Below are 25,164 nucleotides of genomic sequence, written 5' to 3'. Positions count from 1 at the left end.
GGCGGAGGCCGCATGATGCTCCTGCTTGGACTCGAGGTCGTATGTCTCCGTTTGGCGGCTTCTCCGGATCATCTTTGTTGTCATGGACACGGAGGACGAGAGGTGCACAGAAAGGCGCTACGCCGCTAGTTTCACCGGAAGATGACTCGATAGATCCCTTCTCATTCGATCGGCATCAAAAGGGCGCTGGTGTTTACTCATCCCGTAGACGACTTGTAGGACTTTTCGGCATAACGCCACCTTCGCTTCCTTCTTCTTAAGCGGATTATCGGGCCGGTTCACATAATACTGATAGAGGTCCTTAAACGCGTCGTTATTCGGAAGAATGGTGGTAATCATCCGGAACAGGAGCGCTCGCAGGGCTTTTCGTCCTCGCTTGGACAGCCGTTTTTCTCCTTCTCGGTTACCGGAAGAGTTATCCCGCAACGTCAATCCCGCTAATTTGATCAGTTGGCGTGGATGATCGTATTGGGAGAGAGGTCCGGTTTCAGCGAGAAGCTCGGCTGCCTGCATCTCACTCACACCACGGATGGACGTGATCCATTCGAAATCGAAAAGCTGACGGGCATAGAAGCAGAGCTTTTCTTCGATCTCCTGGATCTGCTTTTCCAACAGGGCGTATTGATCTATGAGGGTGACCAGTTTGAAATAGGCCATGTCCTGCCCTTGCGTGCAGCCAATGGAGGATGATCCCCATTCTTTCAGCTGGGCGATTTTGTTTCGGGATAAGAATCGGGCGCCTTCGTCTTCTTGATATAAAGCCATACATTCCTCGAGGGAACGTACTTGGAGGTCTTGAGGAAACGGCGTATATCGGAGGACGGTGCGCGCCTGAACACCCCAGTCTTTAAAGACTTCCGGGAATTCTGGAAAGTATTGATCGGTCCAGTTAATCAGCTTGTTTTTCAAGCTGGCCCGTTCATCAATGAGAGCCCGCCGCCATGTGGCGCACTCGCGGAGTTCCGCTTCGATGCCTTCTAGAAAACGATGAAAGGTGTAGTAGCCATTTTCGACCAGACGAGCGATTAACCGGGCGTCTTTCTTATCATTTTTGGACTGGATGTTATCCTCGAACTCTTTGGAATGCTTCACATGCAGCGGATTAACAATCACGTACAAAAGCTGTTCGTTCCATAAGCGTTCGGCGAGATTCTTCCAGTAATGGCCGGTGGCTTCAAAGCCAATGATTACCTTTGTTTTTTGATGTTTGGTTTTCAAAGAACTGATTGTTTTAACGAGTTTTTCGAAACCGCCATACGACTGATTAAACGGAAAGACCTTTTTAAGCTCTTTCCCACGATTATCAATGGCACAGGCATAGTGCTTTTTCTTGGCGATATCAACACCGATGATTAACGTGTCTTCTGTCACTTGATTAATTTTGAAATTCACTTTATCATGCATTTGTAAGGTCCTCCTTCGATGTGTGGTTTGTGTATATCCGCATCTTAACGGAGGACCTTTTTTCGTTCAAGAGGGGGACGTCTCCCCCAATAGGAATGCTTCAGCGGGAAAACAACAGCTGAAAATCCCGCAGTGAGCGGTCTTTGCTCACGAGGAAGCTGAAGCGTTGCCCGCGGAAAGCGAAGTGTAATTCAGCTGTAAAAAACCTTTTGGGACAGCCCCTTTTTTTATATTAGGTGGCAAAGTATAAAATCTTGCGCTCTGATGTCTAGCTTCAGCGTCCAGCCTCTCAGGGTTAAATAACCCCAGGCATTAAAGGCAAAAAGCGCCTTATTGCCTGCAGAAAATGTACCTGTCGAGGCTGACCAGGACGCTGCGCTTTTCCCAATACATAACGAGAAAACAGGAGGGACTTATCGTGGCAAACAATGTGAATATCACTTTTCCTGATGGAAATGACAAATCATTTGAAGAGGGGGTCACTACAGAAGAAATTGCATCCTCTATCAGCCCTGGGCTTAAAAAACAAGCATTAGCTGGAAAGTTTGATGGTGATCCCATTGATTTGCGGACGCCTATCTATAAAGACGGAGACATTGAAATTATTACACCAAATAATGAAGAAGGACTAGAAATTCTGCGCCACAGTACAGCTCATTTAATGGCACAGGCAGTAAAACGTTTATTTGATGATGTGAAGCTGGGAGTAGGACCGGTTATTGAGCATGGCTTTTATTATGACATTGACATGCCTCATCAATTAACACCTGAAGATCTCCCGAAAATAGAAAAAGAAATGAAAAAAATCATCGATGAAAATCATGAAATTGTACGAAAAGAAGTTACCCGTGAAGAAGCAAAAGAGATTTACCGTGAAATTGGCGATGATTTGAAATTAGAATTAATCGATGATATTCCTGAAGGAGAAACAGTCACCATATATGAACAGGGCGAGTTTTTTGATTTATGCCGGGGTGTGCATGTACCGAATACCTCTAAATTGAAAAAGTTTAAATTAATGAGTATTTCGGGAGCCTATTGGCGCGGTGACAGCAATAATAAAATGCTTCAGCGTATTTACGGAACCGCCTTTTTCAAACAATCGGATCTTGACGAGCATCTTAAAATGCTCGAAGAAGCAAAAGAGCGCGACCACCGTAAACTTGGAAAAGAGCTGGAGATTTTCTCTGTTAACCAGAAGGTTGGGCAAGGACTGCCGCTTTGGCTTCCGAAAGGGGCTACGATCCGCCGTACGATCGAGCGGTATATCGTAGACATCGAAGAACGCCTTGGATATGATCATGTTTATACTCCAGTGCTTGGAAGCTCGGAGCTTTATAAAACCTCGGGTCACTGGGATCATTATCAGGATGATATGTTCCCACCCATGGAAATGGATAATGAAACATTGGTTATCCGTCCGATGAACTGTCCGCACCATATGATGGTGTATAAAAACCAGCTCCACAGCTATCGGAATCTGCCTGTACGGATTGCAGAACTTGGTATGATGCACCGTTATGAAAAGTCAGGTGCCCTTGCCGGCCTTCAGCGTGTACGGGCGATGACGTTAAATGATGCTCATATTTTTGCACGTCCAGACCAGCTGAAATCAGAATTTATCCGCGTGGTAGAGCTGATTCAAAATGTATATAAAGATTTTGGGCTTAACGATTATTATTTCCGTCTCTCATACAGGGACCCAGAAGACAAAGAAAAATATGTGGATAATGATGAGATGTGGGACAAAGCCCAGGCTATGCTGAAAGAAGCAATGGATGACATGGGAGTGGATTACGTAGAAGCCGATGGGGAAGCAGCGTTTTATGGGCCAAAGCTCGATGTCCAAGTAAAAACAGCCCTCGGTAAAGATGAAACGCTATCTACTGTACAATTAGACTTCCATCTCCCAGAAAGATTCGATCTCACCTATATCGGAGAAGATGGGAAGGAGCACCGGCCTGTTGTTATCCACCGCGGCATTGTATCAACAATGGAACGCTTTATTGCATTTCTGCTAGAAGAATACAAAGGCGCCTTCCCGACTTGGCTTGCTCCGGTACAGGCAAAAGTAATTCCTGTATCTGCTGAAGCCCATTTAGAATATGCCCGCAAAGTCGAAGACGAGCTCCGAAAAGCAGGTGTAAGAGTAGAAGTAGATACACGGGACGAAAAAATAGGATACAAAATTCGGGAAGCTCAAATGAAAAAAATACCTTACATGCTTGTCCTTGGAGATAAGGAAATAGAAGCAGATGACGTCAACGTCCGTCGTTATGGCCAGAAAGATTCAGATTCCTCACCATTAGCTGATTTTGTGAAAGAAATTAAAGAAAAAATTGATACACGAAGCCTTGATTAAAAAGTTGGGACTGCCTTGCTGGAAATAAACTGGCGGGCAGTTTTTTTCAAAAATAATTTCAATTCGTCTTCAGGAAAAATATTGAACTAAAGAAAATAGTTACAATTTTATGATAAAACTCTTTAGAGTGATAGCCGGATTTTAACACTCCAAAGGTGTGATGAAATGCAGGGATTTTATTTTAGCCCCCTGCTGTCTACAGATATGAAATGGATACTGCAAAAAAACAAGGAGGTTTTCTTAACTAAAAGGTTGCGAGTTTCATTAATTTTCGTTAGGATGAGTAAGTGGTATTTTTAGTGATTGACAGCACTTAATGCGTATGGTAACGTTAATGAGTAATTGAAAATGAAACCAAAACAAGCAGAAGCGCCCGCTTCTCACCTGACTGACGCTCCAGGCTGTTTGCAGGTTATGGTGATTTCCATGAATAATGAGAAACGATCATCGTGTGGGCGCAGTGTGTGTGCCTGCTTTTTTTATGCGCAGTTAACTGCTTTATTGGTAAAATTTTTGGAGGTGGCTCATTATTCGTAATGACATGAAGGTTAATGATGGAATCCGTGCGCGTGAAGTACGCTTAATCGATGCAAATGGCGATCAGCTTGGTGTTAAATCGAAAAGCGAAGCGCTGGATTTGGCTGAAAAAGCTAACCTTGATTTAGTACTTGTAGCTCCAAACGCGAAGCCTCCGGTTTGCCGTATTATGGATTACGGAAAATACCGTTTCGAGCAGCAGAAAAAAGATAAAGAGGCTCGCAAGAAGCAAAAAGTTATCAATGTGAAGGAAGTACGTCTAAGTCCGAACATTGAAGAGCACGATTTTAACACAAAGCTTCGCAATGCTCGCAAGTTCTTGAACAAGGGTGATAAAGTGAAGGCGGCCATTCGTTTCCGCGGACGTATGATTACCCACTCTGATATCGGCAAGAAAGTATTAGAGCGTATGGCCAATGAATGCGAAGACGTGGCTACCGTAGAAACGAAGCCGAAGATGGAAGGACGCAGCATGTTTTTAATACTTGCTCCGAAGTCCGAAAAAGACAACAAATAGAAACAAACGACAAGGAGGAAATTACTCATGCCTAAAATGAAGAGTCATAGTGGTGCAGCAAAACGTTTTAAAAAAACAGGTAGCGGCAAGCTAAAGCGCAGCCATGCATTTACAAGCCACTTGTTTCGTAACAAGTCCCAAAAGCAAAAGCGTCGCCTTAGCAAACAAGGCATTGTAGATAAATCAGATCAAAAGCGTATTGCAAACCTTTTGCCATACGATAAGTAATATCAAGCACGAATAACACGATGGAAATTGAAGGAGGGATAGACGATGCCAAGAGTAAAAGGCGGATATGTGACTCGTCGTCGTCGTAATAAAGTATTAAAACTAGCAAAAGGATATCGTGGTTCCAAGCACAGCTTGTTTAAAACAGCACGTCAGCAGGTAATGAAATCACTGGAGTATGCTTACCGTGACCGTCGTCAGCGTAAACGTGATTTCCGTAAGCTTTGGATCACTCGTATTAATGCGGCTGCACGTATGAACGGTCTTTCTTACAGCCGTCTCATGTACGGATTAAAGCAAGCTGATATTAACATGAACCGCAAGATGCTGGCAGATCTTGCCGTAAACGATGAAAAAGGTTTCGCAGAACTTGCAGAAAAAGCAAAAGCAAATTTGAAATAATGAATGTTGGGTCTGGAGATCAATTGATTTCCGAGACCCTTTTTTTGCATGTTTAAATAAACGGTAAAAAGGGAGAAGAAATGATGGGGGAATTATTTTTATTTTATATCATTATCGTTAATTTGATATCTTTTGGAAGAATGAGTGCTGACAAACGAAAATCCCGCCGTCGAGCATATCGAATCAGCGAGCGCGAACTTTTGCTTTTAGCTCTTATCGGTGGAAGTGCAGGGGTGTGGGCAGCCATGTACATGTTCCGGCACAAAACCAAACATAAGCTGTTCGTTATTACAGTTCCTGTCCTTTTAGGATTTCAAGGGCTGCTGGTCTTTTTTATTTACAGAGAGTCTTTTTTTAATTTTTTTCAGCTTGGCGTATAAACTCTTTAATAGGGCTTTTCCACTCTATAGCAGCGCGGGGATAGTGCTGCCGGATTTCATTTTCTAAAAAAGCAAAATCCTTTAGCTGCAAGCCTTGCAGATTATCTTTATTTTTTACCCATACCGACACAGAAACAATATCAAATGCCTGCTCTGTTGTTCCTAAATATTTTTCTCCCTCAAACATAACACCTTTGTACGTAATCAAAAAATTTTTACGTACATTTTTTGATTCATCTAAGAAATAGAAATTTTTCTTTTCATGAGCTAATTCAAGCTTTCTTTTTGGGTTTAAAATGTATTTTATCACAGCGTATATCAATATGATTAAGGCAATAATGATAAGAGCGCGAATCAAAAGAGCCATGATACACATCCCTCCTCGCAAGGTTTATCGACGTATGTTAAGAAGTATGATGTTACCTTTTACGAACGAACTCATTTATTAGTTTCATTCTAATAGAAAATAACTCAGAAGGGAAAAGATATAATGAAACAATTATTTTCCATTCAGCGAACTTTAGATGATAGAATTTTAAAAGAACACGCATTAAAAAGAGAAGCCATTTTTACAGATAAGATGCTTGCTTTTCAAGTAGAAGTAGGAGAACTTGCTAATGAAACGCGCTGCTTTAAGTATTGGAGCCACAAACCAGCTTCAGGGCAGGAAGTGATTCTAGAAGAATACGTAGATGGGCTTCATTTTATTTTATCCCTCGGTATTGACAAAGGCTGGGAAGAAGCTCCTGAGCAGCCGGATAGACCGGATATCTCATTAAGTGCACAATTTCTATCGGTGTTTGAAGCTGCTGCCGCACTGACCACGGACACAGAAAAACAGTCCTACCTTCATTTGTTTAAAGAGTATCTCAAGCTTGGTGCTGCACTTGGATTTTCCAGTGAAGAAATCGAACACGCTTATTTAGAAAAAAACAAAACGAATCATAAAAGGCAAACAGAAGGATACTAAGCAGCACAGGTATTAAAAGAAAACGTTTGAGTATCGAAAAAGATACTTATATACTAAAAGAAGGAAGAATCAAGAAATAATTACATAAACCAAGGAGGAATAGCAGTGGCGGAAATGGATCAAACAGTACAAATGCTTAAGGAATTAACAGATGCAAATGGTATTCCAGGAAATGAAAAAGAAGCTCGTGATGTAATGAAAAAGCATATATCTCCGCATGCCGATGAGATAACAACGGATCATCTCGGAAGTTTAATTGCGAAGAAGACCGGAAAAGCAGGCGGTCCCCGTGTAATGGTTACAGGTCACCTGGACGAAATTGGTTTTATGATTACGCAGATTGATGATAAAGGGTTTTTGAAATTCGAAACAGTAGGCGGCTGGTGGAGCCAGGTTATGCTTGCTCAACGAGTGAATGTTATGACTAGAAAAGGAAATATTGTCGGTGTGATTGGATCTAAACCGCCGCACATTCTTCCAGCAGACCAACGGAAAAAATCAGTAGAAATTAAAGATATGTTTATTGATATTGGTGCTTCCAGTAAAGAAGAAGCAGAAAGCTTTGGTGTACGTCCAGGAGACTCTGTGGTCCCAATTTGTGACTTTACGGTCATGAATAATGAAAAGCTTATGATGGCAAAAGCCTGGGATAACCGAATTGGTTGTGCGATTGCTATTGAAGTATTAAAGCGGCTGCAGGGAGAGGATCATGCTAATGAAGTGTACGGTGTCGGAGCTGTACAAGAGGAAGTCGGTCTTCGCGGAGCAAAAACAGCTTCTCATAAAATTAATCCGGACATCGGGTTTGCAGTTGACGTTGGGATTGCTGGTGATACCCCGGGAATCTCTGATAATGAGGCAGCAGCTGAAATCGGCAAAGGACCTCAAATCTTAGTATTCGACCGTTCCATGGTTTCTCATAAAGGTCTTCGCGATTTTGTCACTGATATTGCTGATGAGCACAACATTCCATATCAGTTTGAAGCTATGAGCGGGGGCGGAACAGATGCCGGTTCGATCCACCTTTCTGGTGATGGAGTTCCTTCTCTTGCTGTTACGGTTCCTACTCGTTATATTCATACGCATGCTGCTATTCTACACCGTGATGACTTCGAGCATGCTGTTCAGCTTATTGTTGAAGTGACTAAAAAGCTGGATGCGGACTCAGTAAGATCCATTACGTTTGACTAAAGCGCTGGAATAATGGAAAGAGTGCGTGCCTGCTCTAATACTCAGAAAAGAGCCGTCCTCTAACGGACAGCTCTTTTCTTTTCACTTCAGTTGGTTATTTTAATCCTTCTGCAATTTGAGAAATAACCCGCTCTTTTTCCTGTTCATCCGCCTGGTTCCAAAACACTTCAAATAAAACTCCAAGACCAGGAAGCATTTTTTCTTCTCCCCTTTGAACAGCATCTTGGATCGTTGCTTCTACTTGTTCTTCATTATGACCTGAAACATTCTCTAAAATTGCTGCGCGCAGATTAAAAGACATCCTTATTCCCTCCTATTTATGATAAAATAGTGAATATCAACATATGTCGATATATGTAGTATGAGAAGCTGAAAGAAATATATACTTTTAAGACACATAGTGGAAAGTGAATGGTGTCTTATTTAATATATGAGAAGTTGAAAGTTAGGCAAATAAGGGAAGGGAAGTCATGTGAATAAAATTGAATCCGCGAAAAATCCTTTAGTAAAATTAACGAAAAGGCTCCAAAAAAGAAAACAGAGAGAAAAAGAAGGTTTATTTGTTGTAGAGGGATATCATCTTGTAGAAGAAGTCCTTCAACATGATGTAGAAGTACAAGAAATCATAACTGAAGATCATAAAAATATACCTGCCAATCATGCCGGGGCAAGAGTATCACTTGTCACAGAGCAGGTGATGAAAGAAATGAGCAGTACAGAAACTCCTCAAGGTATACTGGCTGTCTGCCGATTGCCAAAAACACAAGAAGTGATCGTACAGAAGAAAGGCAGTTATTTGTTTATTGACGGCGTCCAGGACCCCGGCAACCTTGGAACAATGATACGAACAGCTGATGCCGTCGGAGTTTCTGCAGTTATTTTAGGGGAAGGAACCGTGGATCCTTATAATGACAAAGTAGTACGAGCAACGCAAGGGTCATTGTTTCACCTCCCCGTGATAAAAGGCGATTTAGAAGAATGGATAAAGGCATGCCGCAATAAGAATATTCCGGTGTTTGGTACATGTGTAACCCAGGGAACTACTCATACTGCCATTGAAGCTCAAGATGGTTTTGCACTTATTGTTGGAAACGAAGGGGCAGGAGTTCAGGAAAAATGGCTGGAACAATCAGACCAGAATATTTATGTTCCTATTTATGGAAATGCTGAGTCATTAAATGTTTCAGTGGCAACCGGAATTTTGCTGTATCATTTAAAGCTCTCCCACTAATCTCTAAGGAAAATAGTCTTGCATAGAAAACAAAAATTTTTTACACTGTTAGGGAAGTATAACTCTTTATTTGTAAACAGCATAAGTAAAACTACGGCAGTCACAAAACGTGAAAACATTTAAAAAATGGAAAAGCTGTGAAGGAAAGTAGTAAATCAGGTACCGCCATACAGGGATGGAATGCCGAAGACTGAAAGCATTCCAATGGAAAGGCTGGTTGAATTCACTCTGGAGCTGGCACTGGATGACAGAAGAATGATACATACTGTTAAGGTGCCCCGGGATATCCGTTATCTGCATGAAGTGAACTGCGGCTGTGCATACCGCAGTTAACAAGGGTGGTACCGCGAACCTTCGTCCCTTTGATAGGACGGGGGTTTTTTTAATACATTAAGACCAGAAGTTAATTATGCGAATGGAAAAAGTATCACTACGAAGGCTTCCGATGTACAGGATGTACTAATGCCGCCGTTGCTACAAGGCGTAGCGTTTTTTAGGCGGTTTCCTTTATGGCGGCAAGCCAAAAAAGAAAGCAGGAGGATTTTATATGATTGAACGGCTTCAAGAACTAGGAAAAGAAGCTTTGCAGGAAATTAAAGAAGCTGACACCGTTAAAGCTTTAGACAATGTCCGTGTGAAATATTTAGGAAAAAAAGGCCCGATTACTGAGGTTCTGCGCGGGATGGGTAAACTTTCCGCAGAAGAGCGCCCGAAAGTTGGTCAAAAAGCAAATGAAATCAGAGAAGAAATTCAAAAAAATATAGAAGCAAAAACCGCTGAACTCGAAGAAATTGCACTAAAAGAAAAACTAAAGGAAGAGAGCATTGACGTAACGCTCCCTGGAAAGGAAATAAAGCGGGGCGCACGTCATCCGTTAACAGCAGTAGTAGAAGAAATTGAAGACATTTTTATTGGATTAGGCTTTCAAGTTACAGAAGGACCGGAAGTAGAAACAGATTATTACAATTTTGAAGCATTGAATCTCCCGCCGGATCATCCGGCCCGTGACATGCAAGATTCTTTTTATGTCACAAATGATATGCTGCTTCGCACGCAAACTTCTCCAGTCCAGGCAAGAACAATGGAAAAGCATAAAGGGCAGGGTCCTGTAAAAATTGTCTGTCCTGGAAAGGTATATCGGCGCGACGATGATGATGCTACGCATTCCCATCAATTTATGCAGATCGAAGGACTGTATGTTGATAAAAATGTTCGTATGAGCGACTTAAAAGGAATACTAGAAGCTTTTGTAAAGAAATATTTTGGACCGGAGAGAAGCATCCGCCTTCGTCCAAGCTTTTTCCCTTTTACGGAGCCTTCTGTAGAAGTTGATGTATCCTGTGGAATCTGCGGAGGAAAGGGCTGCCGGGTGTGTAAAAATTCTGGGTGGATTGAGGTGCTTGGAGCCGGAATGGTTCACCCTAACGTTCTGGAATTCAGCGGTTTTGACTCTAATGAATACAGCGGCTTTGCGTTTGGAATGGGAGTAGAGCGTTTTGCTCTCTTAAAATACGGAATTGATGATATCCGCCACTTCTACACTAATGACATCCGATTCTTAGAACAATTTAAACGGGCTTAAGGAGGCATTCGGTCATGCTTGTATCATATCAATGGTTAAAAGAGTACGTAGATATAGAGGACTTAACAGTAGAAGAAACAGCAGAAAAATTAACGCGCGGCGGGGTGGAAGTCGATGTACTTCATCCGAGAAGTGAAGGAATAAAACAAGTTTTAGTGGGTTATGTGGAAGCTTGTGATCAACACCCAAACGCAGATAAACTCCGTGTTTGTCAAGTGAATACCGGGGAAGAAACATCACAGATTATTTGCGGAGCGCCCAATGTAGCAGCAGGCCAAAAAGTTGCAGTAGCTAAGCCGGGAGCTGTGCTTCCTGGAGGAATGAAAATCAAAAAGACAAAATTAAGAGGTGAGCCGTCTGAAGGGATGATCTGCTCTTTGCAAGAGCTTGGCATTGAACAAAAGCTGGTGGCAAAGGAATTTCTGGATGGCATTTATGTGTTCCCTGAAAATGTGGAAGTCGGATCAGATGCTGTAGAAGAGCTAGGCCTTCGGGATACCGTTTTAGAGCTTGATTTGACTCCGAACCGTGCCGATTGTCTCAGCATGATAGGGATTGCTTACGAAATGGCAGCTCTTTTAGATCGAGAGGTGATAAAGCCGGACTGTTCTTTTTCAGCAGGAGAAAAATCTGCAGCAGAAGAGGTATCTGTTCAGGTAGAAATCCCAGAGGATAATCCATATTATGGAGCCAAAGTAATTCAAAATGTTTCGATTGGGCCTTCTCCGCTCTGGATGCAGAACCGGCTGACAGCGGCAGGAATCCGGCCAATTAACAATGTGGTTGACATTACGAATTATGTACTGCTCGAATACGGTCAGCCGCTGCATGCTTTTGATCTTGATCGTTTCGGATCAAACGAGATTGTAGTAAGACGTGCCGGCGAAGAGGAAACCATCACCACGCTGGATGACGAAATACGCACGCTTTCTGGAGAGCACATGGTTATAACGAACGGAAAAGAACCGACAGCATTAGCTGGTGTGATGGGGGGAGCTTTTTCTGAAGTCCAGGATGACACAACGACTATTCTGCTTGAAGCAGCTTATTTCAATCCTTCCCGTGTTAGGAAAGCATCAAGAGATATGGGACTTCGCAGTGAATCAAGTACTCGTTTTGAAAAAGGAATCGATGCCGGAAGAGTCGAAGAGGCTGCTGCCCGTGCTGCTCATCTGCTTGAACAGTATGCAGCAGGAACTGTGCTTCAGGGCACTGTGGAGGAAGACTTTAGATCGGATGAAAAAAGAGTTATTGAAACCGATACAGAGCAGTTAAATAAATTGTTAGGTATGGACCTTAGTAAAGAAGATATACTTTCTATTTTCCGCCGCCTTCGTTTTGTAGTGGAAACAAATGGAAATCAGATCTCCGTAGAAGTGCCGACACGCCGTCCTGACCTGAAAATTGAAGAAGACCTTGCAGAAGAAGTTGCACGGCTTTATGGTTATGATTACATTCCAACTACACTGCCGGCAGGCGTAACAACTCCTGGTTCTCTAACACAGGAGCAAAACAAACGCAGAAAAATACGCCGTTATCTTGAAGCAAGTGGTTTGCATGAAGCAATCACTTATTCTTTAACAAGCCCAACGAAAGCAAGCCGTTTTTTACTAGAAGAAATACCAGGAACAGTAACGGTTTCCATGCCTATGAGTGAAGAGAGAAGCACAATGCGTACAAGCTTGATTCCTCATCTGCTTGATACCGTCCAATATAACCGCAACCGTCAAATAAATGATGCCTCTTTGTTTGAGCTTGGCTCTGTGTTTATTGGAGAATCAGCTTCACTCACGAAGCAGCCGGAGGAAAAAAAGGTGCTTGCTGCAGCCATAACAGGTATGTGGGAAATTCACCTGTGGCAGGGCGAGAAAAAGAAAGCAGACTTCTTTATCGTAAAAGGAATACTCGAAGGTCTTTTTGAAGAGCTGGGAGTGTTGGACAAAATACAATTTGTACCGTCCTCGAGAAAAGAGCTTCACCCCGGCAGAAGCGCTGATATCGTATTAAATGGCAAGTCTGTCGGGTTTACAGGGCAGGTGCATCCTTCTGTACAAAAAGAATGGGATATTAAAGAAACATATGTTTTTCAATTAGATTTAGATGCGCTGCTTGGAACGGAAACAGAAGACTTATCTTATTCCGTGCTTCCGCGGTATCCTTCTATTTCAAGAGACATTGCGCTTGTTGTAGACCAAAACCTGCCTGCCGGAGACGTTCAAAAGGTAATCGAAGAAGCAGGCGGCGATCTGTTAAAACAGATTACTCTGTTTGACGTATATGAAGGAGAAAACTTAGAAAAGGGCAAAAAATCTTTAGCTTTCTCGCTTGTTTATTTAGATCCAGAAAGAACACTCACGGATGAAGAAGTAACAAAAACACACGAGCATGTTTTATCGCAGCTGACAGAAAAAGTTCAAGCCGTACTGCGTCAATAAATGTAAGGTATCTTTCAAAGGAGCTATCAATCCAGCAAACCTTTCAATAAGCTCTTGTTAGGAGATTTAACGGAACGAATGTCCGCGCCATTTTGTTCTGCCAGAGTGCTCCGGACGGACTTTCTGTAAGCTTGGGAACGCAAACTTGTGTACAAAAGCAGAACATCCTGTGAAAATCAGCTTACGAAACATGGAGCCATCCCTCTAACGTTCTTTTGGAGGGTGGCTTTTTTTATAACTTACCAAAATAAGTAAAGATATTATCGTTTTAGGGAATAACGTTTTGTGCTTTGAAGATGAACCTTAAAAAGATTTCCATTCTAAAATGATTCTGTTATTATAATGGATAGGTATTTTGCAAAGGACAGGGGGCTTATCTGGTGGATGCAGAAAATGAAAAACAACGAACAACCGTTACCATATATGGTCAGCAATACACCATTAAAGGAGATGAATCTCCAAAACACGTGGTAAACGTTGCAGAGCACCTTGACCAGAAAATGAAAGAATTCAAACAATATAATCCTTACTTAGATACCACGAGACTTGCGGTTTTAACAGCTTTAAATGCAGTAGACGAGTATATGAAACTACAAAAAAAGCTAGATAAATTAGAGAAAAGTGAAAGAAAAGAAAGAGATGAGGAACAGGAATAAATGCTTAGTCTATTGATAATATTGATTTTAATTGGAAGCTTTTTCGTTGGGCTGCGGAGAGGCTTTGTTTTACAGTTGATTCATCTAGTCAGTTTTTTTGCAGCATTATTTATTGCATTTTATTTTTACCGTGACCTTGCTGAGTATTTAAGGTTGTGGCTGCCTTATCCAAGAATTTCAAATGACGGGGACGGTATTATACACATGATGATAAAGTCATTTGACATGGAAACCGTGTATTATGCCGGGATATCCTTCTTCTTATTATTTATCGCAGCAAAAATTTTACTGCAAATTTTCGGTTCTATGCTTGATTTTGTATCACATTTGCCAATTTTAAGGACAATAAACAGATGGCTAGGAGGACTGCTGGGGTTTGTAGAGACTTATTTAATTTTGTTTATTTTATTAATTACCGCTGCTTTAATGCCAATCGAGTCTTTGCAAAATGCAATAAGTAATTCCTGGATAGCAAATTTGATAATTAATCATACCCCGTTTTTATCAGAATGGTTAAAAGAATTATGGGTACAAGGGATATAAGTTTAAAAACTTCTCTGATAGAGAAGTTTTTTCGTACGGTATCCTATCCTTGAGAAGAAGGTTTGCACGGAAGGGAGTACAGTAATGAATAAAAAGGAGCTTATTAAAGAATTAGAACGGATTGCAGTGTATATGGAGATTAAAGGAGAAAATTCCTTTAAAGTGTCGGCTTACCGCAAAGCAGCCCAAGCGTTAGAACAGGACGAACGGTCTCTTTCAGAAATTGGTGATCCGGCAGAGTTAACAGGAATCGGGAAAGGCACAGCAGCTATAATAAAAGAACTGCGTGAAACAGGAAAAGCTGAATTGTTGGAAACATTAAAAAAGGATATACCAGATGGGCTGGTACCGCTTTTAAAGCTGCCTGGACTAGGCGGTAAAAAACTTGCAAAATTGTATCAGGAATTAGGTGTTACCGATGCTGATTCGCTAAAGATAGCATGTGAAGAAAAAAAAGTACAAAAACTTGCTGGTTTTGGTGTAAAAACGGAAGAAAAAATAATAGACGCCTTAGAAGAGGCCGGAAGCCGGCCGGAACGTCTGCCGATTAGTTTTATGCTCGATGCTGCAAAAAAACTGGAGACAGAGCTTAATACAATAACCAAAGTAAAACGATATGCCAGAGCTGGAAGTTTACGGCGTATGGAAGAAACCATAAAGGATCTTGACTATATTATGTCTGTAGAAGATGCTGAGGCAGTACGTAAGCAATTGACAGAAATGGAGCTTGTTTCGGAAGTAATAGCGGATGGGCAATCAAAAGTTTCGCTGGAGCTTCACTTTGAGTATCCCATTCAAACAGATTTTAGATTAGTGGAAGAAAAATCGTTTGCCACTACGCTGCATCATTTTACCGGCTCAAAGGAACACAATGTTATTATGCGCCAGCTTGCGAAGGCTCAGGGAGAAAAAGTTAGTGAATATGGAGTGGAAAACCAGGAAACAGGAGAACTCATTACTTTTGATACAGAAGAAGCTTTTTATTCCCATTTTGGTTTGCATTACATTCCGCCCGAAGCAAGACTTGGCAGAAATGAAACGGAAATTTTTCAGAAGCCATACGAAACGGTTTTACGCACGGATATACGCGGTGACCTGCATATGCATACAACCTGGAGTGATGGCGCTGTATCTGTGGAAGAAATGGCAGAGGAAGGCCGTAAACGAGGGTATGAGTGGATGGCCATTACAGATCACTCGAAATTTTTACAAATTGCACACGGTCTTAATGAAGAGAGGGTTCTCCGGCAAATGGAGGAAATACGGCGGGTGAATGAAGAATTTGATGACATTGAGCTGTTTGCTGGTATTGAAATGGATATCAGGCCAAACGCAGTGCTCGATCTGGAAGATAGAGTGCTTCAAGAACTCGATGTAGTTATTGCCTCTATTCATTCTTCTTTTTCTCAAACGGAAGAGGAAATTATGAAACGCTTTGAAGCTGCATTGACAAGCCCCTATGTAAATATTATTGCCCATCCAACCGGAAGATTGATTGGGCGGAGAAAAGGTTATAAAGTGAACGTAGAAAAACTGTTAAAACGAGCTGCAGAGACAGGAACGGCCGTAGAATTAAATGCTATTCCGAACCGCCTGGACCTTGCCTCAGACTGGTTAAGAAAAGCGGAAGAATACGAAACCATGGTGTCGATTAATACAGATGCCCACCATCCTGAAATGCTAGATCATATGGAAATTGGAACAGGAATTGCTAGAAAAGCTCTTTTGAAAAAAGATCAAATTATTAATACGAGGGATTATAAATCTCTAGCTTCTTTTTTACAAAATAAAAGAAAGCGTGCAGAGAAATTAGAGAAAAACTAAGGAGGCTCATGTGATGTGGGCCAAGTTCGACATTAGCTGTAGTCGAACACCTCAGCGGCTGACAGGCCGCCTTGTGCTTTTCTCATGAAAGGATGAAAGACATGAATGCACGAGTGAAGCGTGTATTAGAATATGACAAGATGAAAGATCAGTTAAAAGAACATGCGGCTTCTTCTTTAGGTCGAAAAAAAATTGAAGAGCTGCACCCTTATACTGATCTTCTGACAGCAAAAAAAGAACAGCAGCGCACCTATGAAGGAACAAAGGTGCTTCGGTTAAAAGGACAAGCTCCTCTTGGCGGTATTCGGAACATTCATGCTCACGTTAAACGTGCTCAAATCGGAGGAATGTTAAACGCAGGCGAACTGATGGAGATTGCTGATACCATATATGCCGGACGCCGGTTGAAATCTTTTGTGGAATCGATGATAGAAGAGGAAATTGAATTACCCCTGCTGCTAGAGTTAGTAGAAAATATTGAGCCTCTGACCGATTTGGAACGGGCGGTTAAGCAGTGTATAGATGACCATGGTGAGGTAATGGATTCCGCAAGCTCAGCGCTGCGAAGTATCCGGCAGCAAATACGAAGCAGTGAAGCAGACGTTCGATCGAAACTTGAACAGCTGACCCGTTCCTCTGAGCAGCAAAAGAAGTTATCTGATTCTATTGTAACGATTCGAAACGATCGTTATGTTATTCCCGTAAAACAAGAATACCGTTCCTCATTTGGTGGAATTGTGCATGACCAGTCTGCTTCGGGAGCAACGCTTTTTATCGAACCTCAGTCTGTCGTAAATATTAATAACAAGCTTCGGGAAGCAAAAGTAAAAGAGAGACAGGAAATCGAACGTATCCTGCAGGAGCTTTCTTCTCATGTCCAGGAACATACCGACGACCTTCTGCAAAACCTTGACTATTTATCAGAACTGGATTTTCTTTTTTGTAAAGCTTATTATGCAAGAGAATTAAAAGCGGTGCAGCCGCATTTGAATGATGCCGGACGTCTTGATTTTAAACAGGCGAGACATCCGCTTTTGTCTGAAGATGAAGTGGTTCCTATCGATGTGGAACTTGGCACGGATTTTTCTTCCTTAGTCATTACAGGTCCTAATACTGGCGGGAAAACAGTAACCTTAAAAACAGTAGGGCTTCTCACCCTCATGGCTCAGTCTGGTTTATTTTTACCAGTGAACGAAGACTCTGAAGCAGCTGTTTTCACAGATGTGTTTGCTGATATTGGTGATGAGCAATCGATCGAGCAGAATTTAAGTACGTTCTCGTCTCATATGACTAACATTGTGGATATTTTAAAACAGGTAAATCATCAAAGCCTGGTGCTTTTTGATGAAATAGGAGCAGGGACAGATCCAACCGAAGGAGCTGCACTGGCTGTTTCTATTCTTGATTATGTTTACCAAACCGGGGCAAAATTAGTGGCCACTACGCACTATAGCGAATTAAAAGGCTACGCCTATAACCGGGAAGGGGTTATGAATGCCAGCGTAGAATTTAACGTTGATACACTCAGCCCCACGTACCGTTTGTTAATAGGTGTTCCCGGTAGAAGTAATGCTTTTGCCATTTCCCGCCGGCTTGGACTCGATGAATCTATCATTTCTGCAGCGGAAGCAGAAATTGATGCAGAAAGCCGTCAGGTAGAAAACATGATTACTTCGTTAGAAGAAAAAAAGCGTCTTGCTGAAGATGAAATGGAAGAGGCAAAACAAATCCGGGCAGAAGCAGAAGCTCTGCACAAAGAACTTGATAAAAACATGCAGGAATTAAACAACCAAAAGAACTCTCTCTTAAAAGAAGCGGAAGAAAAAGCAGAGGCAGAAGTGAAAAAAGCACGAGCAAAAGCTGAAGAGATTATAAGTGATCTCCGCGACCTTCAGAAAGAAGGACACCGTGTAAAAGAACACCAGTTGATTGATGCCAAAAAACGAATGGAAGATGCGGCGCCGGAACTGGCAAAGCGGCAAAAACAGATCAAAAAACAAGCGAAAAAAGACCAGTCGTTCCAACCAGGTGATGAAGTTCGTGTTCTGAGTTTCGGCCAAAAAGGGCAAATCCTTGAAAAATTCAATAACAAAGAATATCAAGTGCAGCTTGGTATTATGAAAGTAACCGTGAAATCCGAAGACATGGAAAAAATCAAAGAAGCGCCTGTGAAGCAGCCGGCGCGTCCCGTAACATCTGTGTCTAGAAATACAGACGTTAAATCAGAACTTGACTTAAGAGGAATGCGGTATGAGGATGCGATGAGAAAGGTCGAAAAGTACCTTGATGACGCAGTTCTTGCTGGTTATCCACAAGTTCATATCATACACGGAAAAGGTACCGGAGCCTTGCGCAAAGGGGTTAAAGATCTTCTGAAGAAACACCCGAGCGTAAGTCAAACAAGAGACGGCGGCATGAATGAAGGCGGTTTAGGAAACACTGTCGTCCAATTAAAATAATGGGCTCGAGCCATTTGATACGGCTGTGGAAGGAATGAAAATGATGGAAGTGCTTATGCAAAACACTTTCGTAGAGACAGCGGCAAATTTTAGTGTTGCCGTTTTGTCTCTTATCGTGTTTCTAGCTATATTTGAAACCATTACCCCTTATAAAAACTGGGCAGAAATTAAAAATGGCAATATTGCTGTCGCTCTGGCCACAGGGGGAAAACTTTTCGGAGTGTCCAATATTTTGCGTTTTTCCATTGAGCACAATGATGCGGTTTTAACCATGGTTTTATGGGGGGCATATGGATTCTTTTTGCTGATTTTCAGCTATCTAATGTTTGAATTTTTAACACCGATGTTTAAAGTGGATGAAGAAATCGCTGCCGATAATAGAGCCGTAGGCTTAATTTCTTTTATTATCTCTACAGGACTGTCTTTTGTTATCGGTGCCGGGATTTTATAATGAGGAGAGAAATCGTTGGAAAGATTAGCAAAAATATTAATTGTCTGCTGTATATTGTTTGTCATTTCAGGAGCTGTTTATCTGCTGTTTTTTGAATAAGTTAAGAAAAAAACGAGAAGAGACGGAACGGTCAGAAGCCCCTCCGTCTCCATTTTTTTCTATTGTTAACGTTTTACTTGAAAGTGTAAACGATTTCATTAAAATGAAAGATAAGAGAGTAAATGCCTTAAACAAGAAAGGGATGATATGGCTGCGCCATTCATAAAGTATAAGAGAAAATCGTGCAGGGAATGTTTGATTCACGTTTTTCTCACAAAAGGGGGAAATACAATGACAAAGGAAAAAGTCTGGCTGGCACATTATCCAAAGGAAATTCCACCGACAATGGAGTATGAAGAAAGGTCCTTGCAGTCTTATTTAAAAGAAGCGGCGGAAACACAGCCTGATAAAAAAGCATTGCACTTCATGGGGAAAAATATGACTTATAAGGAAGTGCATGAGAAAGCTGATAGGCTAGCTTATCAGCTGCAGCAGATCGGAGTAGAAAAAGGCGATAGAGTCGCCATTATGCTTGCCAATACGCCGCAATCTGTTATTTGCTACTACGGAGCTTTAATGGCGGGAGCAGTAGTTGTCCAGACCAACCCTTTATATGTGGAAAGAGAAATTCAGCATCAAATGAATGATTCCGGCGCAAAAGTAATGATTTGTCTGGACTTGTTATTTCCGCGGGTTGAAAAAGTACGGTCAGATACATCGCTCGAACATGTCATTGTAACTAGTATTAAAGATTATCTTCCTTTTCCAAAAAACCTTATCTACCCTTTCATTCAAAAGAAAAATACAGGAATAAAAGCCAGCCTGGTTTACAATGAGAATACCCATCCTTTAAAAGAGCTTTTGACAAAAGGGAATGGGAAAGTTTCGGAGATTACTGTCAATCCCAAAGAAGACCTGGCTCTGCTGCAATACACAGGAGGCACGACAGGACCTGCTAAAGGAGTAATGCTAACGCATTATAACCTCGTCGCAAACACTCTGCAAAGCAGAACCTGGATGTATAAAATGAAAAAAGGCGAAGAGACGATACTTGCTGTTCTGCCGTTTTTCCATGTATATGGCATGACCGTTGTCATGAATATTGCTATTATGTACCGCTCAAAAATGGTTATTTTGCCAAAGTTTGAACCGGTGCAAGTGTTAAAAGCAATTCAAAAGCATAAGGTCTCTTTATTCCCCGGAGCTCCTACGATGTATGTAGGGTTAATCAATGAACCGTCTATTTCAAACTATGACCTTTCATCAATAGAAGCTTGTTTAAGCGGATCTGCTCCGCTGCCTCTTGAAGTACAGGAGCGCTTTGAGAAATTAACAAAAGGAAAGCTGGTCGAGGGATATGGGCTTACTGAAACTTCACCGGTAGCTATTTCTAATCCTATTTGGGGCAAACGAAAATCCGGCAGTATCGGCGTACCGTGGCCTGACACAGATGCTGCGATTTTATCAGCTGAAACCGGGGAAATAGCAGACGTAGGTGAAATTGGTGAAATTATGCTGAAAGGCCCTCAAGTCATGAAAGGTTACTGGAACCGTCCCGAAGAAACAGCAGCAGTTTTCAACGATGATGACTGGTTTTTAACTGGTGATATGGGCTATATGGATGATGACGGTTATTTTTATATAGTGGACCGCAAAAAAGATATGATTATTGCCGGAGGATTTAATATATACCCTAGGGAAATAGAAGAAGTGCTTTATGAACATGAAGCTGTCCAGGAAGCTGCGGTGATCGGTGTGCCGGATCCATACCGCGGAGAGACAGTAAAAGCTTTTATCGTGTTAAAAAGCGGTAAAAACGTTACAAAAGACGATTTAGAAAAATACTGCCGCACCCATCTGGCAGCATATAAAGTTCCCCGTCTGTTTGAATTTCGAAAAGATCTCCCCAAAACCATGGTCGGTAAAATTTTAAGAAGAGTGCTTGTAGAAGAAGAAAAAGAGAAGCTTCATAACGAAGAAAATAATATGAAAGAGGGAAGCTGAAGTACCTGTAAAAGCAGTGCCTAGAGGGTGCTGTTTTTTTTGTTTAGGAAATTATGTTTTTACAAGTTGTGGATAACTATTTCCATATTGTTTGATCCGCGTCTAGCTTCAGCGCCCAGCCTCTCGGAGGCCCAAGACGGTTTAAGGAACTTTTGCTAGAATCGCGAACATCGTGTTCGCAACGCAAAAGTCACCACATCCTGTGGAAGTAAGAGCGCCTTTAGTGACTGGAGAACATTTACCTGTCGAGGCTGACCAGGGCGCTTGCGCTTTTGTTCGTGCGAATAAAAGGAAGAATCGCTGGATTAGGATTAGGGGAGGTAAGCGTTGAATCAAATTAGAAGTGCTGAAATGCATTGTTGAAATGAGAGGGAGAAGTGTTGAATCGAGGAAAGCAAGGGCTGAATCAAAAAGGAAGAGTTGAACTCAGAAATAAGCACCAAACTACCTAACTGTTTTTTGAATATTTTTCACTTTAAAAATGAGCGACTAATCAGTACAATAAAAGAGAGAGGAGAAATGACCTGAAGGAAGGAGAGATGAAAAAGAAAGAGGAGGTCCTGCATTTGCAAACAGAAACGAAAAAGGTATGGTATAACCAATATCCAAATGAGATTCCTGAAAAAATTTCGTATGTTAAAAAGCCATTGCCTGCTTTTCTAAAAGAATCAGCGGCACAATACCCGGATAACACAGCTATGAGTTTTTTCGGAAAGCAATGGTCTTATCAGCAATTGTTTACAGAGGCTTCTTCGTTTGCTAATCAATTAAAACGGCTGGGAATAGAAAAAGGGGACAGGGTTGCAATTATGCTCCCTAATATGCCGCAATCCGTAATTAGCTACTATGGTGCGTTAATGGCAGGAGCTATTATAGTGCAAACGAACCCATTGTATGTAGAAAGGGAACTTGAGCACCAGATGATTGATTCAGGTGCGAAAGCGATTGTTTGTCTTGATATGTTTTACCCTCGTGTAATGAAAGTAATTGAAAAGACCAGTCTTAACCATATTATTGTGACAGGAATAAAGGATGCACTCGCTTTTCCAAAAAATATTTTGTATCCGCTTACGCAGCGTAAAAAAAGGGAAATGAAAGTTCAAATTGATTACAACGAAACAACTCTTCATTTTCATAAACTTATTGAAAACGGAGAAACAAATGCCCCTGAATTAGATATAGATCCAGAGTTAGATTTTGCTTTGCTTCAATACACTGGAGGAACGACTGGCCCTGCAAAAGGGGTAATGCTGACCCATTACAATCTTGTCGCAAATACAACGCAATGTTTGCGCTGGATGTATAAAATGAGAAAAGGCAAAGAGAAGACGCTCGCTGTTCTTCCTTTCTTTCATGTGTATGGAATGACGGTTTCTATGAATCTTTCCATTATGTATGCAGCTGAATTAGTGATCCTCCCTAAGTTTGAACCGGAAGAGGTTTTAAAAACTATCGAAAAGCAGGAGATCACATTGTTCCCTGGGGCTCCTACTATGTATATTGGGCTATTGAACAGTGAAAAGATTAATGATTTTAACCTTTCTTCTATTGAAGTTTGTATCAGCGGTTCAGCTCCGCTGCCACGTGAAGTGCAGCAGCAATTTGAAGAAGTAACAGGTGGAAAGCTAGTTGAAGGGTATGGCCTTACGGAAGCTTCTCCTGTAACCCATTGTAATTTGATATGGGAGAGGCGGAAAGAAGGAAGCATAGGGCTTCCCTGGCCGGATACCGAAGCAGCTATCTTATTTCAAGACGGTGAATTTGCACCGGTAAAAGAGATAGGGGAAATTGCCGTACGCGGGCCTCAGGTGATGAAAGGATACTGGAACAGGCCGGAAGAGACTTCCGCAACGTTTAAAGATGACTGGCTTTTGACTGGAGACATGGGATATATGGATGACGAAGGATACTTCTATATCGCTGATCGTAAAAAAGATATGATCATTGCAGGAGGGTTCAATATTTATCCAAGAGAAATAGAAGAAGTTCTTTATGAACATGACTCAGTACAAGAAGCTGTCGTCATCGGTGTTCCCGATCCATACCGCGGAGAAACGGTTAAAGCATTTATCGTAAAAAAAGAAGGGGAAGAAGTGAATGAAGAGCAGCTGGACGACTATTGCCGCAATAATTTAGCTTCGTTTAAAATCCTCGTTTATATGAATTTCGCAATGAGCTGTCAAAAACGAGCGTGGGAAAAATATTAAAAAGAGTGTTAATAGAAGAGGAAAAAGAATATCGTACTTCCGAAGATCCTTCCTAGAAACGCATGAAATGGAGCCGGCATATTGACAAGTGACAAAAACTTTTCTAAAATAGAACCAAGTTTATGAATGAATAGTCATTCATTACGCGGGAGCCGATCCGATTTGAAGGTGTGAGGAAGGAAGTTAAACGATGGGAAAAAAAAGGGGCCCAAAATACGAACAAATTATAGACGCAGCTGTCCGGGTGATTGCCAGGAACGGCTACCATCACGCTCAAGTTTCTAAAATAGCAAAAGACGCTGGAGTAGCAGATGGAACGATCTACTTATATTTTAACAATAAAGAAGATATTCTTATTTCTTTATTTGAAGAAAAAATGAGTGATTTCGTTGAAAAAATACGCAATCAACTTGAGGAAACGCATACCATGGAAGAACAGTTGAAAACACTGGTATCTATGCATTTTAAACAGTTGGCAGCTAATCAAGAGTATGCGGTTGTCACTCAGCTTGAACTGCGCCAATCCAGCAGTGCCCTTCGTCAGCGCATAAATGACGTCTTAAAAGATTATTTGCGGCTTATTGAAAGTATTATTATTAAAGGCAAAGAGAGTGAAGCCTTTTCCCCGCATCTTAACGAAAAGCTGGCCCGCCAGATGATTTTCGGCACGCTTGATGAAGTGACAACCAATTGGGTAATGAAGGATTGCAAATATGACCTGGAAGCTTTCTCCGAACCTATCTATGAAATGCTTTTACATGGGTTTAAGGCTGGTGTTAATACGTAAAGAAAAATAAGTAAGGAGGCTGGCTTTTTCATGGAGTGTTTTCAAATAAAAAGAGAAGGCAGCATTGCGATATTAACGTTTAATAGACCGCCTGCAAATGCCTTATCCCGTGCGGTGATCACAGAATTATCCGAAGCATTGGATGAATTAGAAACGAATGAAGAAGTAAAAGTGATTATATTGCACGGGGATGGCAAATTTTTTGCGGCAGGAGCTGACATCAAAGAATTTACACAAGTTGAAAATGGAAAGGAATTTTCCGAACTGGCAAGGCAGGGCCAAATTTTATTCGATCGTTTGGAAGCCCTTACAAAACCTGTGATTGCTGCCATACATGGCGCAGCTCTTGGAGGAGGATTAGAACTGGCGATGGCTTGTCACCTGCGAATAGCTGCAGATGATGCCAAGCTTGGTCTGCCAGAGCTTAGCCTTGGATTGATACCAGGCTTTGCCGGGACTCAGCGGCTGCCCGATCTGGTTGGAAGAGCAAAAGCAGCAGAAATGCTTCTGACTGGTGAGCCCATAACAGGAGAAGAAGCGGAAAGATGGGGGCTGGTCAACGGAGCTTGTCCGCCCGATCAGGTTTTAGAAAAAGCTAAGAAATTAGCCGAAAAAGCGGCATCTAAAAGTGGAGTTACTATTAAAATGGTAATGGAATTATTGCAGTTTTCCAAACGAAACGAGTTTTCGGATGGAGTTCAAAAAGAAGCCGAACTTTTTGGGAAAGCATATGATTCACATGACGGAAAAGAAGGAATTCATGCTTTTTTAGAGAAGAGAAAACCGACGTTTAAAAATCAGTAATCTAGCAATGGGAGGGACCAGGGTATGAATATTTTTGTCATTATGAAAAGAACCTTTGATACAGAAGAAAAAATAGTTATTAATGACGGAGTTATTGATGAAGAAGGCGCAGAATTTATTATTAACCCGTATGATGAGTATGCCATTGAAG

At 41.6% G+C, this 25,164-nt stretch carries 21 protein-coding genes, 2 pseudogenes and 2 other annotated features; of the genes and pseudogenes, 20 read left to right on the top strand and 3 right to left on the bottom strand.

Features of this window, described 5'->3' with window-relative positions:
* Nucleotides 1-117 precede the first annotated feature (117 nt).
* Nucleotides 118-1,404, bottom strand: coding sequence for an IS110 family RNA-guided transposase (locus ACE1TI_RS19120; RefSeq protein ID WP_375009134.1), 1,287 nt, complete (start codon nucleotides 1,402-1,404; stop codon nucleotides 118-120).
* A gap of 418 nt (nucleotides 1,405-1,822) precedes the next feature.
* Between ACE1TI_RS19120 and thrS the strand changes: the two genes are divergently transcribed.
* The 5 genes from thrS to ACE1TI_RS19095 all read left to right on the top strand — a co-directional run bounded on the left by thrS (nucleotide 1,823) and on the right by ACE1TI_RS19095 (nucleotide 5,830).
* A complete protein-coding gene (thrS, locus tag ACE1TI_RS19115) occupies nucleotides 1,823-3,766 on the top strand; it encodes a threonine--tRNA ligase (protein WP_375009133.1) in 1,944 nt (647 codons plus the stop codon).
* Between the two features lie 355 nt (nucleotides 3,767-4,121).
* Nucleotides 4,122-4,254, top strand: a sequence feature (ribosomal protein L20 leader region).
* A 53-nt stretch (nucleotides 4,255-4,307) separates the two neighbouring features.
* Nucleotides 4,308-4,820 carry a translation initiation factor IF-3 gene (infC, locus tag ACE1TI_RS19110; RefSeq protein WP_375009132.1) on the top strand — a complete coding sequence of 171 codons (513 nt, stop codon included), beginning with the start codon at nucleotides 4,308-4,310 and terminating at the stop codon, nucleotides 4,818-4,820.
* Between the two features lie 27 nt (nucleotides 4,821-4,847).
* A complete protein-coding gene (gene rpmI, locus ACE1TI_RS19105) occupies nucleotides 4,848-5,048 on the top strand; it encodes a 50S ribosomal protein L35 (RefSeq protein ID WP_375009131.1) in 201 nt (66 codons plus the stop codon).
* Between the two features lie 45 nt (nucleotides 5,049-5,093).
* Nucleotides 5,094-5,450 (top strand): 50S ribosomal protein L20, encoded by a 357-nt coding sequence (gene rplT, locus ACE1TI_RS19100; RefSeq protein WP_375009130.1) that lies wholly within the window; start codon nucleotides 5,094-5,096, stop codon nucleotides 5,448-5,450.
* A gap of 83 nt (nucleotides 5,451-5,533) precedes the next feature.
* On the top strand, nucleotides 5,534-5,830 hold the full coding sequence (locus ACE1TI_RS19095; RefSeq protein ID WP_375009129.1) for a DUF1294 domain-containing protein: 297 nt from the start codon (nucleotides 5,534-5,536) through the stop codon (nucleotides 5,828-5,830).
* Here ACE1TI_RS19095 and ACE1TI_RS19090 read toward each other — a convergent pair.
* Complete coding sequence (locus ACE1TI_RS19090) at nucleotides 5,805-6,197, bottom strand: sigma-w pathway protein ysdB (RefSeq protein ID WP_375009128.1); 393 nt, start codon at nucleotides 6,195-6,197, stop codon at nucleotides 5,805-5,807. The genes ACE1TI_RS19095 and ACE1TI_RS19090 overlap by 26 nt on opposite strands.
* A 123-nt stretch (nucleotides 6,198-6,320) precedes the next feature.
* On the opposite strand from ACE1TI_RS19090, the gene ACE1TI_RS19085 reads away from it, so the two are divergent.
* Both ACE1TI_RS19085 and ACE1TI_RS19080 read left to right on the top strand, forming a co-directional pair.
* A complete protein-coding gene (locus tag ACE1TI_RS19085; protein ID WP_375009127.1) occupies nucleotides 6,321-6,800 on the top strand; it encodes a dUTP diphosphatase in 480 nt (159 codons plus the stop codon).
* Nucleotides 6,801-6,905: 105 nt separating this feature from the next.
* Entirely contained in the window at nucleotides 6,906-7,991 is a 1,086-nt protein-coding gene (locus ACE1TI_RS19080) for a M42 family metallopeptidase (RefSeq protein ID WP_375009126.1), read from the top strand.
* 94 nt (nucleotides 7,992-8,085) lie between these two features.
* Here the strand turns inward: ACE1TI_RS19080 and sspI are convergent, their stop codons facing one another.
* Complete coding sequence (gene sspI, locus ACE1TI_RS19075; RefSeq protein WP_375009125.1) at nucleotides 8,086-8,292, bottom strand: small acid-soluble spore protein SspI; 207 nt, start codon at nucleotides 8,290-8,292, stop codon at nucleotides 8,086-8,088.
* A 171-nt stretch (nucleotides 8,293-8,463) separates the two neighbouring features.
* On the opposite strand from sspI, the gene ACE1TI_RS19070 reads away from it, so the two are divergent.
* The 13 genes and pseudogenes from ACE1TI_RS19070 to ACE1TI_RS19010 form a co-directional block, all read left to right on the top strand.
* The gene (locus ACE1TI_RS19070; protein WP_375009124.1) at nucleotides 8,464-9,222 is read left to right on the top strand and encodes a TrmH family RNA methyltransferase; all 759 of its coding nucleotides are present in this window, start codon (nucleotides 8,464-8,466) and stop codon (nucleotides 9,220-9,222) included.
* 128 nt (nucleotides 9,223-9,350) lie between these two features.
* Nucleotides 9,351-9,587: a binding site (T-box leader), on the top strand.
* 182 nt (nucleotides 9,588-9,769) lie between these two features.
* Entirely contained in the window at nucleotides 9,770-10,804 is a 1,035-nt protein-coding gene (pheS, locus tag ACE1TI_RS19065; protein WP_375009123.1) for a phenylalanine--tRNA ligase subunit alpha, read from the top strand.
* Nucleotides 10,805-10,818: 14 nt separating this feature from the next.
* Nucleotides 10,819-13,239, top strand: coding sequence for a phenylalanine--tRNA ligase subunit beta (pheT, locus tag ACE1TI_RS19060; protein ID WP_375009122.1), 2,421 nt, complete (start codon nucleotides 10,819-10,821; stop codon nucleotides 13,237-13,239).
* Nucleotides 13,240-13,619: 380 nt separating this feature from the next.
* Nucleotides 13,620-13,895, top strand: a complete 276-nt coding sequence (gene zapA, locus ACE1TI_RS19055) for a cell division protein ZapA (RefSeq protein ID WP_375009121.1) — start codon at nucleotides 13,620-13,622, stop codon at nucleotides 13,893-13,895.
* Nucleotides 13,896-14,438 (top strand): CvpA family protein, encoded by a 543-nt coding sequence (locus tag ACE1TI_RS19050; RefSeq protein ID WP_375009120.1) that lies wholly within the window; start codon nucleotides 13,896-13,898, stop codon nucleotides 14,436-14,438.
* Nucleotides 14,439-14,522: 84 nt separating this feature from the next.
* Entirely contained in the window at nucleotides 14,523-16,262 is a 1,740-nt protein-coding gene (polX, locus tag ACE1TI_RS19045) for a DNA polymerase/3'-5' exonuclease PolX (RefSeq protein WP_375009119.1), read from the top strand.
* 101 nt (nucleotides 16,263-16,363) lie between these two features.
* A complete protein-coding gene (locus ACE1TI_RS19040; RefSeq protein WP_375009118.1) occupies nucleotides 16,364-18,721 on the top strand; it encodes an endonuclease MutS2 in 2,358 nt (785 codons plus the stop codon).
* Nucleotides 18,722-18,764: 43 nt separating this feature from the next.
* A complete protein-coding gene (locus ACE1TI_RS19035; RefSeq protein WP_375009135.1) occupies nucleotides 18,765-19,172 on the top strand; it encodes a DUF350 domain-containing protein in 408 nt (135 codons plus the stop codon).
* A 330-nt stretch (nucleotides 19,173-19,502) separates the two neighbouring features.
* Complete coding sequence (locus tag ACE1TI_RS19030) at nucleotides 19,503-21,215, top strand: long-chain-fatty-acid--CoA ligase (RefSeq protein ID WP_375009117.1); 1,713 nt, start codon at nucleotides 19,503-19,505, stop codon at nucleotides 21,213-21,215.
* 539 nt (nucleotides 21,216-21,754) lie between these two features.
* Nucleotides 21,755-23,478: pseudogene (locus tag ACE1TI_RS19025) on the top strand (long-chain-fatty-acid--CoA ligase).
* A 134-nt stretch (nucleotides 23,479-23,612) separates the two neighbouring features.
* Nucleotides 23,613-24,209: a fatty acid metabolism transcriptional regulator FadR gene (locus tag ACE1TI_RS19020; RefSeq protein WP_375009116.1), complete on the top strand. Its 597-nt coding sequence runs from the start codon at nucleotides 23,613-23,615 to the stop codon at nucleotides 24,207-24,209.
* Between the two features lie 30 nt (nucleotides 24,210-24,239).
* Nucleotides 24,240-25,013, top strand: coding sequence for an enoyl-CoA hydratase (locus tag ACE1TI_RS19015; RefSeq protein WP_375009115.1), 774 nt, complete (start codon nucleotides 24,240-24,242; stop codon nucleotides 25,011-25,013).
* A 24-nt stretch (nucleotides 25,014-25,037) separates the two neighbouring features.
* A pseudogene (locus ACE1TI_RS19010) lies at nucleotides 25,038-25,164 on the top strand (electron transfer flavoprotein subunit beta); the annotation flags it as partial.

Source organism: Alteribacillus sp. JSM 102045, assembly GCF_041949975.1.
Lineage (GTDB): Bacteria > Bacillota > Bacilli > Bacillales > Marinococcaceae > Alteribacillus.
Note: the sequence above shows the minus strand (reverse complement) of the source record. Positions and strands in the feature narration are given on the sequence as shown.

Coding starts and splice junctions, on each gene's coding strand:
- pheT (WP_375009122.1), top strand. CDS start 10,819: ATGCTTGTATCATATCAATGGTTAAAAGAGTACGTAGATATAGAGGAC.
- ACE1TI_RS19090 (WP_375009128.1), bottom strand. CDS start 6,197: ATGGCTCTTTTGATTCGCGCTCTTATCATTATTGCCTTAATCATATTG.
- rplT (WP_375009130.1), top strand. CDS start 5,094: ATGCCAAGAGTAAAAGGCGGATATGTGACTCGTCGTCGTCGTAATAAA.
- ACE1TI_RS19030 (WP_375009117.1), top strand. CDS start 19,503: ATGACAAAGGAAAAAGTCTGGCTGGCACATTATCCAAAGGAAATTCCA.
- ACE1TI_RS19085 (WP_375009127.1), top strand. CDS start 6,321: ATGAAACAATTATTTTCCATTCAGCGAACTTTAGATGATAGAATTTTA.
- ACE1TI_RS19035 (WP_375009135.1), top strand. CDS start 18,765: ATGGAAGTGCTTATGCAAAACACTTTCGTAGAGACAGCGGCAAATTTT.
- ACE1TI_RS19020 (WP_375009116.1), top strand. CDS start 23,613: ATGGGAAAAAAAAGGGGCCCAAAATACGAACAAATTATAGACGCAGCT.
- ACE1TI_RS19015 (WP_375009115.1), top strand. CDS start 24,240: ATGGAGTGTTTTCAAATAAAAAGAGAAGGCAGCATTGCGATATTAACG.
- rpmI (WP_375009131.1), top strand. CDS start 4,848: ATGCCTAAAATGAAGAGTCATAGTGGTGCAGCAAAACGTTTTAAAAAA.
- ACE1TI_RS19040 (WP_375009118.1), top strand. CDS start 16,364: ATGAATGCACGAGTGAAGCGTGTATTAGAATATGACAAGATGAAAGAT.
- infC (WP_375009132.1), top strand. CDS start 4,308: ATGAAGGTTAATGATGGAATCCGTGCGCGTGAAGTACGCTTAATCGAT.
- pheS (WP_375009123.1), top strand. CDS start 9,770: ATGATTGAACGGCTTCAAGAACTAGGAAAAGAAGCTTTGCAGGAAATT.
- sspI (WP_375009125.1), bottom strand. CDS start 8,292: ATGTCTTTTAATCTGCGCGCAGCAATTTTAGAGAATGTTTCAGGTCAT.
- ACE1TI_RS19120 (WP_375009134.1), bottom strand. CDS start 1,404: ATGCATGATAAAGTGAATTTCAAAATTAATCAAGTGACAGAAGACACG.
- ACE1TI_RS19050 (WP_375009120.1), top strand. CDS start 13,896: ATGCTTAGTCTATTGATAATATTGATTTTAATTGGAAGCTTTTTCGTT.
- ACE1TI_RS19095 (WP_375009129.1), top strand. CDS start 5,534: ATGGGGGAATTATTTTTATTTTATATCATTATCGTTAATTTGATATCT.
- polX (WP_375009119.1), top strand. CDS start 14,523: ATGAATAAAAAGGAGCTTATTAAAGAATTAGAACGGATTGCAGTGTAT.